Consider the following 17,504-nt stretch of genomic DNA (forward strand, 5'->3'; position numbering starts at 1 on the left):
TTGGTATAACCAGGCTTTTATTCTGAGCAAACCTCTGCCGCATGCGTATTACCGTTCATCAGATAAGGCCAGCCAGCTTAAGCAGCTTCTCTATAACAGTTACTGCTTCAGCTCTGGTAGTCAGATCGGAGGGAGCCAGCTTTGTGCTGCTTCTTCCAGATACCAGTCCTGCTACGATACCTGCGGCAAAACCGCTCTTGGCATAACCAGCAACACTGCCGGCATCGGCAAAGGGCTTCAGCAGCTCTTCCTTGCGTGCCTGACTGACCTCTGTCTGCAAGCCCGTGAGCTTCATGGCTCTGGAGAGGACCGTCATCATCTGCTGGCGGCTGATGGGTTCCTGTGCCCCAAAGCTGCCATCCGGATAACCGGATACGAGACCATACTCAGCAGCAGTCTTTACATAAGAAGCATACCAGGCTCCCGCGTTCACATCACTGAATGTACTGCTGTCTGCAGCCGCATACCCGCCGAGACCCAGTGCTTTCACGAGGATGGCCGAAAATTCTGCCCGGGTTATACTGCGCTCCGGTTCAAAGCTTCCGCTCCCTGTACCTCCCACAATCAACCGGCGGGTCAGGTTAGTAATAGCTTCCCGTGCCCAATGTGACTGAACATCACGGAAAGAAGTCTCGGCCTTAGCAGAAATCACAGCATACAGACCACTTGCAGATAAGCTTTTGATCACAGCGGTCAGACTCTGGTCACCTTCTGTAATCCGGATAGGCTGCGGACTGACGCTTCCGTCTGACGCGATGCTCACTCCAATGGCGTTCGAGGCAGCCGCTGTCTTAGGCAAAGCCATCGTCCGCTCCACAAAAGCGTCGAACATTCCGATCTCCTTCATCTGATCTCCTCTTCCATACATAGCCCGGAAATTAATCGGCTTTGCAAGGAAGGTATATGAACCGGCTGCTGCGGCTTGCTCCAACCGCTTGGTCTCCTGCTCATCCGGCGCTGAAAACTCAAGACTCACTACCTCTTGATCCGCTGCCGAAACAGCTAGAAGCGCGGTGGGAATACGGAAGGCAACCGTCCCGGTATCCAGCCGGATCACCGCCTGGTGCTCCGCCATCAGCTTGACCAGCTTTACGCTCAGCTCCGCCCGGTTCACATCGGTCTTCCCGCTGAAGATAATGGATACGTCGGCCGGACCGGCTGCACCCTGCAGCAATTTGATCAGAGCCGCCTCATCGACAGTAATAGTGGTTGTGGTTCTACCGTTTGCGGTTGTGCTCTTGGCCTCAGCCACTGACGCGGCCTTGCCGTTCACCAGGATGTCGAACCCGTTGCCGCTGTCCACCGGCAACGTGCTGCTGCTCCCGCTTCCGGAGCTTGCACCACCAGTGCCACCGCCGGAACTGCCGCCGCCATTCCCGGAGTTGCCCCCACCGCCGTCACCGTTGCCACTGCCATTGTCCACGTCCGTAATCTTCTTGAATTCTGCAATGAGCAGTGCACTGTCATTCTTGCCTTCTACTACCGTTATTGCCTTGACTACGGCAGAAGCACTTAACGGGATGGGCTTCGCATACACCGGTGAAAATTCGGAAGGTGCTGAACCATCCATTGTATAATGAACCCGGCCTTCCGCCTCAGCCGTTGTCAGGATCACCTCGGTCTTGTCCTTGAACTGAAGAGCCGTGGAGCTTGTTGGTGCAACAGCTGTTTCGCCGTAGGCCAGCGGCGTTTTGTTAACGACGATCAGCCTGCTGATCCCACTCTTAGATGCGGTCAGATAAATCGGACCCGAGCCGGATTCATCCTGAGCCGTCCAGTGGATCGTTGCGTCAGGAGTGGTCGTATATTTCCCCCTTACCTTATATGCAGTATCTCCTTCCTTTAATACAACCGCCACAGTGGACAAATCGCTGTCCACTCCACCCGAGAACGACGCCAACTGTGGATAGAAGCCCTGGACCGTCTTCCAGATGGAAGGTTCCAATCCGTCAGGCTGCATACCGCCAGTCAGCCGTACGGTGCTTATTCCTTCCGCTTGCCCCACAACACCGCTGGTCTTACTTCCCTCTGCGGTGTAATAAGCTACCGGATACTGGAGCATCTGTGCATCATAGAAGTTGTGGCTGAGAACTACTGTCTTTGCAGCCTGTCCGGCAATGCCACCGGCAAACGTTCCGCCCTTGACCAGTTTGCCGTTGATGCTGGAAGCGATCTGCCCTCCATTCACAGCGGTGGAGATCATTCCCGCTGCTGCCTCCCCGGCGATGCCGCCCGCGCGGGCAGTGGCCTGACCTTTTGATTCCACCGTTCCAGTATTGTAGCTGTCGGCAATCGTCCCTCTGCTTGCTCCGGCGATGCCTCCTGCGCTTGAGTCCTTGGCACTCACAACGATGTCAGAGAACGAGAAGCTCCCATGAATCCGGCCGACATCTCCGTTCTGTCCGGCAATCCCGCCGGCCGTACTGCTTCCGTTTTGGCCGAAAGCCTTGATAGTGGCTCTAGAATACGAGGCCTCTATGCTTCCCTCATTGAGACCGGTGATGCCGCCCGCCACGGCTGGAGAGCTGATGGTCAGGCCTTTTACAGAGATACCTTCCAATTGTCCAGTATTAAGCCCTGCTGCCCCGCCAGCATACTCTTCGCCCGCAACCGTGAGATTCTCAGTAATAATGCCGCTTAGCATCCCCTGATTGTCACCGGTAACTCCTCCAGCTGACGTGCCCGACACCCTGCCGCCACTTACAGTCACATTCTTGATCATCCCGTCCGGATGATTTACTGCGGCAACCACACCGGTGTAAGGTCCTACGCTTACAACCGCATCCTGCAGCTTCACATTAGCAATGACGCCGAAATTATCGGCAATCAAGCTATAGTGGTTAAAATCACCTGAATGATTATTCAAGCCTGAAATGGTATGAAGTTTGCCGTCCAGCACACCTCTAAAGTCCGCCACCGGGAGCCACAGCTTGCCGGACAGGGAAATATCTCCAGTCAGTGTGATACTCTTGATTGAGAGCGGTGCAGCGGCTGCCGGATCATACAAAGCATAGACAGAAGCGCCATCATCATACAAAAGCGAAAGTGCCGCCAGTTCTTCGGCGGTGCCTGCCGAATATGAAGTCTGATTCTTGCTTGCACCCGTAATCACATTCAGATCAGGTGTGAACCGCCAGTTGGATAGCCCTACAAGTATAGGCGCATAAGACTGTTTAGCATCAGAAAAGCCCCATACCGGGTTAATTCCCGAGAAATTCCAGCCCTCCGGCTGGCTGTAACCGTCCAAGGACAACAACTGCAGATTCCCATTCTGCACACCGCTGCTTGTATCATGTTTGATCGGAGCCAGACTTCCTTCATAATAAGAGTCCTCGATCAGACCATTCCGGAAGTTATAGCCGATAAAAGCACCCATATAGGAATTAGAGCCGCCCGCCACGGCTGAAACCTCAGATACGCCCTCATAAACCCGTGAAAGGCTGCCATCATTGTAACCGGCAAAGCCACCTGCATACGAACGGGTTGCCCCGTTGCTTCCGGCAACGCTGACCTGTACCTGAGCCGCATAGGCATCTTCAATGGTACTTCCGTGGTTAATAACTCCGGCGAACCCGCCGCCTCTGGCATCAAAGGCTGTGCTCGATACATTCCCTGAGGCGTAGGCCTGCTCAATACGGTACTGATTGACAGTACCGGCAAAGCCACCTGCATAGACCCCGGCCGCCCCGCGAACCGTAATCTCACCCGTAGCAGATGCTACGGAAATGACGCCGCTCTTGTCTTCTCCCAAGAGACCGGCGAATCCGCCCGCATAGACTGTGGAATACGGATAGGTGCTGTTCATCAAGATTCCTTGGGTAGCCGAGGAGGAAAGGATATCTGCACCGTCCGCCTGGCCCACGAACCCGCCGATATGCGCATAGGCTTCTGTTCTGCCTGCCGCGATGCTATCTCCAACAACAATCGGCATGTTATCGGCTGCTTGAGCCTTGGAGTAGGCGATGCTGCCTCCGGACACCTTCCCCGCCAGACCGCCCACATTGTAATTCGTGCTGCTGCCAGCCTGAATCGGACTTGTGCTATCAATTCCAGCCATCCGGGTGTCTTTGGCATAGCCGACCGCGCCGCCGGCTGTCGCTGTCTTCCCTCCGCTCAGGTCTAGGGAGACCGAGGAGGAGGAATTGTACAGGGAGACGGAGTCCAGCTTCCCGGCAATACCGCCGGCATACAGCTCTGCTGCCTGACCGGACGTGTTGATAGAGATCAAACCCGCAGGAAGCTCCGCTTCATATACCCCCGGATATAATGAGACCAGCAGCCCAAAGTCCAGCGGAGTGTCTCTCTTCGAGGATTCCAGAATTCCGGCAATGCCGCCGGCTGCAACTACACCCGAGGACGCGTTCACTGTAATCTGCGGTGAAGATTCCAGCTTGTACAGGATGGAGTCCTTGGCCTGCCCGACGATCCCGCCGGCTATAGCACTGTTGCCCGTTGCCCTGAGGGCTCCGCTAAATACATTATCCTTCAATGCGGCATCCGCAAGCTTGCCGGCGATCCCGCCCACAATTCCGCCTTCTCCCGCAGAAACTACCGTTATGTCCCGAACCTGAACCGACTCGATATCAAACGTATTGCTGCCAGCACCTGCTTTATCGCCGGCAATGCCTCCGGCTGCCACACTGGCTGAGACAGCAGCCCCGGGAGAGTGATCTCCCTGTACCTTGGCATGGCGGATCACCTGGCCTGCTGCCGAATGGCCAAATATCCCACCGGCTATGGAACCCGGGGCAAGGGCCTGTACGCCTCCGCCAGTCAAACTGACAGTCAGGCCGTCGGATGTTCCGGATTCTGCCACACCAGCCACACCACCAGCTACACTATCCTGACTTTCCGCGACAATTGCCCCTCCATCCTGCAAGGTAACGGAGATGGCGGTAAGTTCGCCGTCCACTCTTCCAGCCGCACCGCCTGCTGCGGCATTACGGCCTGTCGCTTCAATTCTTCCGGCTCTCGAGCTCAGGCTGCCTTGGTTGAGGCCCGAGCGGCTGTTGCCGATTAGGCCGCCCACGGAAGCCCCGTCGTCCGTACTGGACACTTTGCTTCCTTCACCGAGAGTCATCGCCAAGCCGGTGATCTCGCCATTATTCTGGCCAATCAGACCTCCGGCTGCTGTCCCTCCGGCCACTTTGGCTCCACCTGACAAGCTTCCCTCCACCTGCTCAACCTTACCCAGGTTCAATCCCGCCAGGGCTCCGGCGTAGCTGCTGCCGGTTAAGGAAAGAGGTGCTACAGAAACTTGGCGGACAACCGCACTGCTTCCGATCACTCCGAATAAACCTGCATATTCCCCTTCAATTACTCTGAAATCTCCGATTAAGTGATGATTGCCGTTAAACGTGCCTTCAAAAGAATGGCTGTTATCCTTCCCAATAGGAGTCCAGCTCGAAGCTCTGATACTGATCGGCCCCGCCACATCGACCGTTCTTCCGATGAAATTGAACGGTTCGACCTCTGCCGCTGTACCGTTTACAATTGCCGCCAGTCCTGCCAGCTCATCCTCTGTTTTGATGGTAAAGCGCAGCGTTTGCGGATTTTGTGTATACCAGTCCAAATTCAGGGTAGGCGGATTGCTGCCTGCATCACTATCATCAGCGCTCAGGTTCAGCTCCGGGTATGTATACTTCGCACCGGCTGAGCCATACCGCCAGGGTGAACTGCCGAAGGTCCAGCCGGATAAGGCCGCAAATGCTTTACTATCGGCCAGTGTGGAGGACAGAACAGGACTCAGACGGGCATAATTGTTCAATTCATTATAAGTTCCCCCGCCAAAATCCAGGACTCCGCTGTTGATGGATAGGCTCTCATCCTTAACGTAATACGTATCGTCAATGAGTTTCTTGTTAGTACTGGCGTAATATCCCGCAAAGCCTCCGGCATATGCACCTTTGTCTCCGGTGATCCTCCCGGCGGAGTAGCTGCTGGCTACCGTGCCCTCTGTCATCCGTCCGATCAGGCCGCCGCTGTATGAGCCTTTGCCGCTGGCAGAGACATCCTTGCCTGTGTACGAATTGATCACGGAACCGGAATGCTCACCGATTAGTCCGCCAACATACGTATAGGCACCGCTCGCCGTCACTTTGGACATAGTGAAGCTTTTATCAATACTACCGCTGTTCCTGCCAATCAAACCGCCCAGCAGGGCGTAGTTGTCTGCCGTGCCGGACAGGCTGCTCTTCAGATCCGTCTCGTTATAGGACGACCCGACCCGGCCCGTGTTGACTCCCGCCAGCCCCCCGATAACAGTAGACTTACCTCCTGCGGACAGAACTGCATTGGAGGACATGAAATAGATCGTACCCGTGTTTCTGCCAACTAGACCACCAACCACTCCGTTGCCCCCGTCAGATACAACAGGAAGGAGGTTGCTGATGCTGTTCTTGGCAACAACGCTCCGGTTCTCGCCAACCAGGCCGCCGGTAACCGAAGAAGGTCCATGGACCGTAAGGCTTCCGGTCATTTTACTGCGCTGAATGGAGCTTATGGATGAAGAGGCTGGCTTCCCTGAATCCTCGTCACTTCTGGCATCATTCAGTCCGATCAGACCTCCTGCAGTCGAGGAAGCCGCCGAAGCGGACAGGACAAGGGTCATAGCGTTCATCACATTGTCCTCCATCACTCTGGAAGCAGCGGGCAGACCATAGCCGGCCACGCCCCGGTTATAGCCGGTAATGCCGCCGGCGATGGTCCCTGTTCCTTTCAATGAAAGCTTGATCGTGGAACCAGACACCTGCTTGATGGCGCTGTCTGTGTTATAGCCTACGATACCTCCGGCATACAGACCGGCCGCTGATTCCGTCCCGGTCAGCAGCAGAGTCTCGGCGGCTGGAGCCGATGCTCCGCCTCCTGTGAGCACTGCATCTTCGGCCCGTCCGGCCACACCGCCCGCCTGGACGCCACTGCCGGACACATTCAGTATGGCATAATCGGGAAGAATCCCCCGGACCACCGACTGCTCTATGTCTGCACCGGTAATCCGGCCGACCAGCCCCCCGATCATGCTGTCCGCACCTGCCGCATTCAATACCGGACTCTCCACAATCATATTCCTGATTGCAGAGGACTTGCTATCACCTGCGATACCACCGATCCGCGCTTTACTGGCAGATGCTGCAGCGGTGATGCTTAGTCCGGTCACATTGCGGTCTGCCCCGTTGCCGCTGACCGCAGCTCCTCCGCTGAGGCTTCCGGCTACACCGCCGACTGTGCTATCCGAACCTTCTATGGCGAGCTGCAGCTCCCCGTCCCCGGGAATAACGACCGGGCTGATGATCACACCCGTGGACCATCCTGCAATCCCCCCGAGCTGACTGGCAGCCCCAGCCGACTTGATGCTTACATCCATTACAGTCAGCTTAGTCAGCTGGCCGCTGTTTCTGCCAGCAATGCCACCCAGATCTGAATGATCACCCTGGGCATCAATCGAAATATCGGATACGTTCTGCAAGATGTCCGCATTAAGATCCAGGCTGTTGTCACCAATAACTCCGCCTAAGGCACTGCCGGCCGCTGCGGAGCTCATCTTTATACTCCGCACATTAAAAGTCTTTCCGGCCACACTTACCGTGGTTCCTAGCGAAAGTTTACCTGCCAGCCCCCCAAGGGAGGAGCGAGCCGCCAATTCTTCTGCGGACAGAGTGATACGGTTAACTCTGGCTGTTCCAAGCACCAGTGTCCCGGCATCCCGTCCTGCTACGCCGCCCGCTGCCGAATCGGCGGCGGCGGTGGTAATCTTCACAGTGTAGCTGCCGTCGGCATCCGCTTCGCCTACCGCCACGTCCGCAATTTGACCGCTGGCTGTACCAGCGATACCACCTGCTGAACCGCCGGACCCTGAAGCAGTAATCTCAGTATTTTTGACGGTGGAAGAACGTATCACACCGTTTGCGTAGCCGGCAACACCCCCGGCGTTACCGCTGGAATGAATCACGGCCGGTGACCCGGCCGTTCCGCCGATGACCGCACCGGCAATGGTGCCGCCTCCCGTCATATAGCCGGCAACACCGCCGGTATGAACGCCTGCTCCCCCGGCAACCTTAATCCTTCCAGTGAAGACAGGATCAGTGATGACGCCGCCCAGCCCGTAGTATCCTACAATTCCGCCGGTATACACCTGATTATCAGTACCGGATGCTATAGAGGACACGGAAATATGGCCGTTGTAGGATTCGTTGGTTATTCCGGATTCCCCATTGGTCATCTTCCCTACGTATCCGCCGCTGTAGAGTCTTTCTCCCCCCGTAACCTCAATATCCCCTTTACTCAATACATTGGCAGCAGCCTTGCCATAGTTCCGGTTGGAGATAATCCCCCCGGTATTCACATCCGATGCCGTTCCGGTTACAGCAATGCTGCCGCTGTTACCATATGCTTCAGCTCCAGTGCTGTGAAATAGCAGCTGGTCGCCTGCGAAGCCTACTAATCCACCGGTATATACTCCAGTACCGGAAGCCGCCACCTGGATTGTGGCCTGATTCCAAGCCGATGCCACGAAGGAGGCTGTTCCCTCTACCTTGCCGGCGATCCCGCCAGTGTAGACCTCGGACGAACCTCCGGCAGCCAGAGACGAGCTGTTGACAACGCTCTGTCCCCAGGTGAAGTCACCGGCTACGCGGCCGACAATACTGCCGGTATAAGCTCGTCCGCCCGCCTTGTTGACTATGGCCGGTGCGGTCTGCACGAATGGGATAGAAACGTTCAGCCCTCCGGTGTTCTCATACGCACCGACCAGTCCACCCGCAGCGATACCAGTACCGCCAGCCCCAGCCGCGGCTCCGGAATCCACTCGAATCTCCCCGGTATTCGAGGTCTGAAGCGAAATGGTGACGCTGCTATCCGCTGTCACCCTGCCCATAATCCCGCCTGCAGACCCGCTCCCGACATCTGCGAGCGTGATCTGGCCGCTGTTCTTCATGAAAGTATCTTCCTCTGCCATGAACAACGGGGCGGACACCAGACCGATAATGCCGCCTGCGTCTGCCATGTAGACACTGCCGGATACGCTCACCGGTCCGGTATTGTCACTCTTCTTCAGTGTCAGAACACTATTAGTGGAGCCTGCAATACCTCCAGCCATCCCCCAATTTGCGCCGATAAGCGAAATGCGGCCATGGTTTGCCACTGCCGACAGCAGCCCTGATCCGCTGCCAACGATCCCGCCGGCATACACATTGCCTGTCACCGTTCCTCTAACCTGAACGGATACATCACTGTTCACATCCAGGATGGTGCTGTCTTCATCCATGTATCCGGCAATCCCGCCCACAGATGCGTCACCGGATACAATGGTGTCAATACTGCCGGTTAGGGAGAACCGGCCAACCGTGGCCCCGCTCATGCGGCCGATCAGCCCCCCATATACGCTGTCAGTAACCGTCATACCGGTCAGCTCCGGGCTAAGCCCGGCCTGACCCACGAGAGTTCCGCGAAACGGATGCTCCGCATTGCCAATCGGCATCCAGTTATATTCTGCCAGCGACAGCGGACCCGTGGCGGCAATTTGAAGCGTTGTGCTGCCGAAATCAGTAATGCCGTCGTTCACAAGCTTAGCGACACCCGCAAGCTTGGCCGCCGAATCAATAATATAGGTAGAATAGTCGCTTGAATACCAGCTGGTATCCGCATGATCCCCCCAGCTTCCGCCGCTGGCGTTCGCCGGTTTAGCGCCGGGCTGCAGCGGAACCAGCAGCAATGTGCAGCATAACAGCTTGATCCATTTATTTGAGAATAGCATAGGTCACCTTCCACCTTATGAAATGAATTTCCTCTTCCTCGCTACTTACGGAGTGCCCACCGGTTCAAGATCACCAAGGCGAATCGCAATAGCTGCAGCCTGGGCACGGGTGAGTACACCCTCAGGGAGAAGGTATCCATCCTGCCCCGAGATCAGCTTCTGCATGACACACAGGACAACCGCATCCCTCGCCCAATCCGGGATTGCTTCAGCATCCTTGAACTTCGCCAGGATGGTATCGGCTTCCGCTTTCGTGACCTGTTTGTCCACTCCCAGCAGCTTCACCGCCCGTCCGGCCATTACCATCGCTGACAAACGGGAAATTTCCTCATTCGGACGGAATGTGCCGTCCTTGTAGCCGGTGGCTAATCCGTTCTTGACGGCAATGGACAATGTGCGGCTGTACCAGCTGTCCGTCTTCACATCAGAGAAGGACACCTGCTCTTGCTGATTCATCAGCCCCAGAACCCGGAGCAGCACTGCGGGGTACTCGGCCCGTGTAATGCGGCTGTTCGGCTCGAACTGCTTATCGGAACGGCCTTGCATATACAGCTTGGCCGCCGCCTCCAGAATCGTCGTCTTCGCCCAATGGGTATCATTCACATCGGTGAATGCCGGTTTCTTGCTGATAAATCCAAGGGTTCCGTTGCCTGTCAAATTCAGATCGACATATGCCTTGTTGCTGACAACATCCAGCGACCATGGCACCGTAGTCCAGCTGCCTCTGCTGTCCTTCAGCACAACCGCAGTAATATCTCTTGCGGCAATTGTATCTGGCACAGCCACCTTCGCCGTGACTGAACGGTTCTTGTAAATGCCTGCTTCCTGTACATCAAAAGTAACTCCATCTCCATCGCCCAGCAGTGTAGCGCCAAGTGTCTTGGCCATTTGTGCGAGCTCTGCCTTCCGGCTACTGCTGTTCTTGTCGATGCTGATTTTCAGATCCTCTCCTGTTGCTGCTGCTGCACCGGCAGGGAAGGTCAGCTCCGCATAAGGCAGTACAATATGAATCCTTTGGCTCAGACCCGCTGCCTGTGACAGCACCTTACGGTCAATGGCGAATTCATATCCGCTCACGACCGCATTCTTGCCTTCGATCAGCAAGATTTTGGAAGAGGCGTCGCCCACCGCTCCGGCGCCGGTGATTCTGGCCGCCAGACGGCCATTCTGCATTTCTGCCAGAACTGCGGTGCCGCCGACAAGAACGCCGGAATCGTTGCCGGTTCCTGCACTGCCTGCACCCGCACCGCCGGCACCGCCGCCCGTACCGCCACCTGTGCTGCCGCCACCTGTGTTGCCACCGCCTGTGCCGCTTCCACTGTCACTCCACAGCACCGCCGGCATAAGCGCTGATACCGCCAGCGCCTGCTTGCCGCCATCAGGACGCTTAGCTACTGCTATCCGGTCGCCGCTGGCGGCCGGAAGAATACCGTCAGCCGGGAGAACCTTCCAACCGCTTACATCATCCTTGTAACGCGGAACCGTTGTAACGCTGTCGCCCGCAGGGTATATCTTGTAGACCAGCTTAGCGTCGTTCAGGTCTCCTGCTGACAATACATTGATCTTCGTTGCTGCCCCATTGCCGGAAACTGCAGAGGTATATGCCTTGATGTCGGTAACTACGTTCACCACCGTCATTCCTTGAAGCGAAGCGTTTTCCGACAGTTTGTATTCTGCAGACACGATTGATGCGCCTTCAGCCACTCCCTTGACCTTGCCGTCCTCGGAGACCTCGGCAGCTTCTCCTGTGTACAAGGAATAAGTCAGCTTGGCCAAGTCGTTCTCGGCAACCGGCACTTCCTTGTACTTGGTTTTGCCGCTGGCATCCTTGCCATCGGGGATCCGCAGGAAGGCTTCCAGTTGCCGTTCATCCTTAACGCCAAGGGTACCTACTGTTCGCAGCACCAGGCCAACCGGCAGCTGATACCCTCCATTGGTCAGTACAACCGAGGCACTGTTGGTGTTGCCAACATGGTCTACAGCCTCAAACGTCAAATTCAGCGTGGGCTCCGTACCAGCCGCAGTGACTTCACCGTCAAAGTGACCATTTGTGCCTACGGTTACCGGCTGACCGTTCACTTTCAGCACAGCATCGTTACTCGTCCGTCCGGATACCTTAATCTTGCCTCCCGAAGTCCTGGCCCCTGGAAGCGGAGAATCAATATAGAGAACCGGATTTATTGTGTCCACGGTCAGATATAGCATTGTAATTGTGAAATCGCCGGTTGTTTTGTTTCTTGTGCGAAGCTCAACCGCATAAGTACCGTCTGTTGTAAAAGTAGTGAAATTCAGCGTCCCGCTGCTTCCGGCCGAGCCGTCCGTAAGCTCGGTTTGGCCCAGTGACTTGCCGTCATAAATCGCCTCGACCTCCACATTGCGCTGATTGGAAACAACACGAATACTCTGCTTTGCAGCGCTGCTGCTCAGCACCTCTGCATAAGCGGCGGTTGCCTTTCCTACTTGGGTTGAATCTGTACTCAGAATGGACAGGGCAGGCTTCGCCGGAACCGGCAGGAGCGTGCTAGCCGTATCCACCCGCTTGGCGAAATGCCAATTCTCATTTTTGTCTGCAGCCTTGTCTGGCTTCACTGCCGAGGATACGCCCACGACGTATTTCTCCCCAACCTTCAGCCCCTTGTAGCTCAGCGAATCACCAGCAAACGCCTTGCCTTCTAGACTGGAATGATCCACCTGGCTCGACTTAGAGGCTGGTGTCCAGCCGCCGAGCCGGATGCCTTCATATTTGCCGCTCTGTTTATTCCAGTACGGCTGTAATTCCTCCTCAGTGAACTGCAGTGAGCTGAAATTCTCGTACTCCTCAAGCTTTCCGTTCGCCTGCTGAAGCACTTCTATGCTGTAGCTATGCTCATAGCTGGTCTGGGCCGATTTTTTCTCCTCTGGTTTGAAGGACAGCTCAAAATATCCGTTGCCCGCAGGCTTGACCGCTACGTCGCTTACCTCCGCCGGAGCCAGAGGGTCAACCAGCTTGAACTTGTTTGCGCTCGTCTTCGTCCCGAAGCTCGTGGACGATTTCAGCTCCGCCCGCAGATAATAGTCACCCTGGGCCATCAGGCCCCGGATGTCCTCCGTTGCTCCAAGCAGGGATACCTGGGTAGCATCGATCAAGACGCTGCCGGAAGTGAGACTGCCGGATACGCTGCCGCCCTGGTCTACTTTCAGATCCTTGGCGATCAGTACGCCTGCATCTCCGGGTGCTTGAACCGCTCCGTCAGCGGAAGCAGCCGGCAGTACCGGATCTTTGGTTAAATATAGGCTGACTGTATCGTCAGACTTGGCATTGGATACCTTCCAGGAGGCTGTGAAGGCGTTCGCGTTCCCGCTGTCCTGGTCCAATCTGACCTCATCCAGCTTGGACACCTCAGGAATGTTGAACAACCGCGTATCCACCGTCTGATCCGCACGCAGCTTCCAGGTGCCGCTGCCGGCCCGGCTTGCCGGAATGGCAATATACGCTTTGCGGATCGTTTCGTTCTGCCCGGCAATGACCTGGGTGAAGGCATTGGCGCTCGGATCATTGACTCGGCGCTCATCGTACACAAGCTTGTACTCACGGTTGTTGTTGTCCATTAGTTCAAGCTGCGGCACAGAATTGCCGTAATATTGCACTTCCAGGATCGCATTCCCGGTTACCTTCGAGATCGGGATTTCATGAAGCTTGCCATCTTCAGAAACCTTGATGCCTCCGATGCCCACATCCAGCGAGCCATTGTCCATGAGGCTCACACCGTCCGCGATACTGTGATACTCAATTTCATGCTGCACGTCTTCCTTCGTGACCCATGACGTGGCCACCGCTTCCGCACCTTGGCCGAACACGACCAGCTTAGGCCCGGTTTCCGGATCCTGAACCTGCAGATACAGCAATCCATCCGGAAGCTTCTCGCCGGAGGTGCCAAATTCAATATCACCGTCGAAATAATAGGTCACACCCAGACTGATGAACAAGATCGCGAAGCTACCCCACATCTTGTCATTGTTGACCCCCAGCGATACACCGGCCAGCGGCATTCCGCCAACCATCGGCACATCAGAAGGGATCTGGAGCTTCGCGCTCAGGAAGCCTTCAAAATCAATCCGGTTCTTGATCAGATTCTGGCCAACGAATAGGGACGCCTTGCCGATAATGACATCCCAGCCCAGCACGTCCACTGTTGCCGAGGCGCTGACGAACCATGGCGTCATCCATTGGGCGGCGATCTTGGCTTCAGTCAGCATGGTCAGTTTATCGGATTCAGGAGACGGGCTGTAGTCCATTTTGCCGACCAGCTTAATTCCCGATTTCTTCAGCGTCATATCAATGCTGCCGTAGAAGGTTGCCGGCTGGACACCGAAGGTGATGTCTGCACCGGCCTCCAGTGTCAGCGGCACATCGCCCTCTCCGGCAATCGTATCTGCCAGTTCGCGGATCGCGCCGCGGATGCCAGTCAGATAGGTAGCGCCGGTAATCAGCACGCCCGGATCTCCCAGCTCCGCTTTAAAGCCGATGGCATCCGGCAAAATCCGCTTGTCCGCAACCTGCTTGAAGGCAAGCTCTACCCCTACACCTACGCTACTCACGGTTGCATTGAACTTCAGGCCGTAGGTATTGGACACATCCTCTACTTCCTGCACATAATGGACAATCGAGATTTCGCCCGACGGTTTGCTGCCGTCCTCCTCGTCGCCCTCCTTCGATTTGGAGATCAATCCAATACTCTCGTTCAGATCGAATTTGAGATTGGCGTCAATGCCGACAAAGCCTTTGTCATTAAAAATCACATTGTTAATCTCCGACTCAACAATCTTCAGATTGACGTTACCTCCGAACGAGATCCCGCCCGGACGGAGGATATAATCGTTAAACTTCAATCCGAAGCCGTTAACCGAGAAGCTTGGTGCCGCGAACAGGCTGCGCTGGTTGAAATAAACATCCGGAATCATCAGCTGACGCAGTGGATTAAGGCGCTCACCCACAGCTCCGGCAGCCCAGGTTAGCGCTCCGTTGAGTGAGCTGTCCTCCGCACCGCCTCCCTGATCTTTCTTCTTTTGCTCCTTCTGCTCATCCGGCTCTTCTTCACCGTCATCGCCGGTTTCTTCCTCTTCCTGCTTCGTCAGTGATTTGCTGAAGCCGTTGAAGAAATCAAGTGTCCATTCGCCGTCAAAGAAAACAAAACCGCTGCCCGCCACGCTCAGAGTACCTTCACCTTTTACACTTAACGTATCGAATAATGGCGTATCGTCTGTATTAATCGCCTTTTTAATGCTAAGCACATCGAGCTTGCCACTGGCGAACACCATGTCCTTTCCGGTATAGGCCACAGCGTTGTTTATGATCGCCGGCTCACTCTTGGTGTCCACCACATACTCGGCGTCAGTGCCGCTGCCAATCTGGTTAATCATCCCGCGAATCTCCAGCAGCACCTCATCGCCTGGCTCTTCCTCCTCGTCGCTGCCAGTGCCGCTATCCTCTTCAGCCAGGCTCTTCTTGTATTCCTCGAGTTCCTCTTCACTCTCAAAAGCTTGCAGATGATAGGCGGGAACCTCCTCTGCCTGCATGAGATACTCTCCGCCGAATTCAGGGTCCGTTACTTTGGCACTGAGAACCATCGCATTCATGGCGGTAGTATAGGCTGTCTTCATTCCCGCATATCCAGCCTGGCCGGGGAAGGTGTACCCCGGGAACGCCTCTTCGTAGGCCTCCTCCAGCTCGCTCTTGTTGCTGCTGTTATAAGGAGTTGTAAAGTCGAAGCTTCTCTTGACTACTGCCAGAATGCTTGCCTTCTTGATCCGGGCCTCTTCGTTGTCGCTGACCACAAACCGTTGGGAGGTGGTCAGATCATACAGACCGCCGGTATCCCCCGAATCCTTGTAGTCAATCTCCACCTGATATTCTCCCAGAGGCAGATTTGGCCCCAGATCCTTACGCTCCCGGCCGTCTTCATCCTTTAGGATGTTGCCAGCTTTATCAACCAGATCACCGGTGCGGTAGGTAATCCGCATATCGCCCACCTGGCCGTCATTGGCAGGCTGCAGAATGACCGCTTCTTTTACCGGTACCTTGTAGCGGTTGCCTGTAGCGACTTCTCTGAAATAGAGGTCGAAATTGGGGACTGTCGTCGCGCTTCCGGTATTGTACGCCTCGATGTTGGACAGATTGAGGGTAATGTACTTCACATCCGAGGTGTACACTTCCTCTGGAGACATCGCGTATACATAGGTCGAGGTAGCCGTGCCGACAGGAGGCAACAATACAAAATTGGCCTTGCTCGACTTATACTGGGCCTTAACCGTCTCATCCTTGATGTTTTCCAGCTTGGCCTCAGTCTCCGGACTGCTGACGTTCAGCAAATATTCCGGCGTTGTCGGCCAAGCTTTACCGGTAGCTATGACCTTGAAGGAAGCTGTTACAGTTTCACCTGGCTTGAATTTCGGCTGGATCCCCTGCTCCGCCTCCTCCGGTGTGGCATCCTTGCGGAATATCGCAGTCTGCGAGTTGCCCGACCTTGTCATGATTTTTCCGTTCGCATCCCGTTTGATCTTCCCGTCTGTATCCAAATCAACGAATTTAAGTGCGTTGTCCAACTGAAGACTAACGCTAATACTGGATTGCTCCGTGGCATACGCCTCCAGATTTTCCACCTCGGCAGTGATATCAAAGACGCTCTCGTTCTCATATCCGCTGCCATCCTCCAGTGTCGCCAGCTGGTTCACCGGATCGATATAGCGGATGGAGAACGCCTTGTCCGGCTGCACAATTTCTCCCAGCCCGTATACCGTTTCATAGCTGTGTACGGCACCTGCAGCAATAGCGTCAGGGTTCCAGTACAAGGCAACAGCCGAATCCGCTGTCCCGTAATCATTGGTGTCCGCCGTGAAGTCGAGGTTCGGATTAACCTCATAATCCCACTTCGTATTAGCCATTTTGCTCCAGTGGCCCACAACCATTTCATCGACAATATTGATGTCGTTCTCCGAAAAATTATTGAAGCCATAGGCCACAGCATGGGTCGCCAGCGGGTCCGTGCTGTCATACTTATCCTTCATAACCCAATAGGCAGGCAGCGTATAGAGCGCCTTCTCATCGTCGCCGATGCCGGGAGGAAGCTTATCCGCATCCACCAGCCTCCGCTCTACTTGCAAAGGGGTCTTGTAGACCTTACCTACTTGAAAGGCCGGACCATCATTGCTGCCGACCATGGTGTCCAGCAGAATACGCGAGCCCACCTCGACCGTGGATTTCGTGTTATTCACAACCAGATAGCTGACATTCACATTGCCGGCATTCATCACATCGGAAGTGTTCATATACAGCTTGATAATCTGCTTGATCTGGATACCCTTAATCGTCCATATCGTCTCAATCTGCTTGGTTCCGTCGGTATTCTGGACAATCTGGGGCATTGTAATCTCGGAAAAAAAATCTGCGCCGAACTTGTAAGGGTTACCGAAAATATAATCAGTTCCGTCAATGCGGAAGGTCGTAAACGAAGTCTCTGGATCATCGCCCCTGAACATCATGTTAATATTCTGGTCTTTCTTGCGGATCGGCTGCCCTTCCACCGTGCGGATGGCAAATCGGCCCGTATCATTATTAACGGTTACTTTCACGAGGCTGTTGCTCAGAACCGTTGTGTCCTTCTTGCCGATTTCACCGGCCAGTGCCGAGACGGGAGAACCGAAGGCAAGGAGTAACGCCAGTAGAACCGTGATTGTCTGCTTTAATCCTCTCATTCAATCTTAACTCCTTCATTCT

Annotated in this window: 2 protein-coding genes; both read right to left on the reverse strand. The window is 55.3% G+C overall.

Features of this window, described 5'->3' with window-relative positions; all coding sequences use genetic code 11:
- Positions 1-58: 58 nt before the first annotated feature.
- Complete coding sequence (locus A3844_RS00540; RefSeq protein ID WP_074106276.1) at positions 59-9,751, reverse strand: S-layer homology domain-containing protein; 9,693 nt, start codon at positions 9,749-9,751, stop codon at positions 59-61.
- Positions 9,752-9,796: 45 nt separating this feature from the next.
- Entirely contained in the window at positions 9,797-17,482 is a 7,686-nt protein-coding gene (locus A3844_RS00545) for an S-layer homology domain-containing protein (RefSeq protein WP_074106277.1), read from the reverse strand.
- Positions 17,483-17,504: the final 22 nt, after the last annotated feature.

Origin of the sequence: Paenibacillus helianthi (genome assembly GCF_001909055.1) — a bacterium.
GTDB lineage: Bacteria > Bacillota > Bacilli > Paenibacillales > Paenibacillaceae > Paenibacillus_AQ > Paenibacillus_AQ helianthi.

Coding starts and splice junctions, on each gene's coding strand:
- A3844_RS00540 (WP_074106276.1), bottom strand. CDS start 9,751: ATGCTATTCTCAAATAAATGGATCAAGCTGTTATGCTGCACATTGCTG.
- A3844_RS00545 (WP_074106277.1), bottom strand. CDS start 17,482: ATGAGAGGATTAAAGCAGACAATCACGGTTCTACTGGCGTTACTCCTT.